The organism is Kineococcus indalonis, from assembly GCF_009906395.1.
Taxonomy (GTDB): domain Bacteria; phylum Actinomycetota; class Actinomycetes; order Actinomycetales; family Kineococcaceae; genus Kineococcus; species Kineococcus indalonis.
Genome location: NZ_JAAALM010000937.1, coordinates 1 through 763, shown reverse-complemented (window position 1 = coordinate 763; position 763 = coordinate 1). Strand labels below are relative to the sequence as shown.

The window sequence follows — 763 nt, the reverse complement described above, 5'->3', positions numbered from 1 at the left end:
CCGCAAGGACCTGCCCGCCTCCGCGCTCGCCGGCGCCCTCGGCGGCGGCCGCGCGGGCCCGGGCGAGCGCGGAGGCGGGCAGGTCCTTGCGGCGCCCGCCGGCGAGGGCGGCGGGCTCGGCGCCGCCGGGCGCGTGCGGGCGGTGGGTGAGCCGCTCGTAGGCCTCGCGCAGGCGCGCGGGGATGGCGTGCACGGGCGTGGCGGTGACGACGAGCAGGCCGAAGAAGCCCAGCAGGAGCACCAGCGGGACGGTCACCCAGTTCGTCAGGGCCGTCGCCAGCGGACCGGCGACGAGGAAGCCGACCATGCCGCCGGCGTCGGTGACGACCTCGGCGCCGCCGGGCCCGGTGGGCGAGGGCGCGTCGGCGGCCAGGTGCACCAGCCCGGCGGCCGACAGGGTCAGCGCGGTGGTGCCGACGACGGCGCGGGTGGTGGTCTGGGTGCGGTCGGGGTGGCGCAGCAGGTGCACCGCCAGGCCCAGGAGCACGACGGGCAGGGCCAGGGCGACCTCGCCGAAGGTGCCGGCGGCGACGGTGTGCACGACGGCGCCGGCGCGGCCGGGCAGGCCCCACCACTCGCGGGCGGCGACGACGATGGCCAGGCCGAGCAGGGCCAGGCCGGCGCCGTCGCGGCGCAGCTCGGGGTCGAGGTCGCGCGCGCCGCTGCCCACGCTGCGCACGGCGCCCCCGACGAGGTGGGCCAGGCCGCTGAAGACGGCGGAGAGGGCGCGCGCGGGCAGGCCGGGGCCGGTGCGCGCCGGGCG

At 81.3% G+C, this 763-nt stretch carries 1 protein-coding gene; it reads right to left on the bottom strand.

Annotated elements, in window-relative coordinates; genetic code table 11:
• Positions 1-763 (bottom strand): DNA translocase FtsK 4TM domain-containing protein (locus GTR00_RS22040; RefSeq protein WP_323132675.1); only part of this gene is annotated, 763 nt, incomplete at both ends.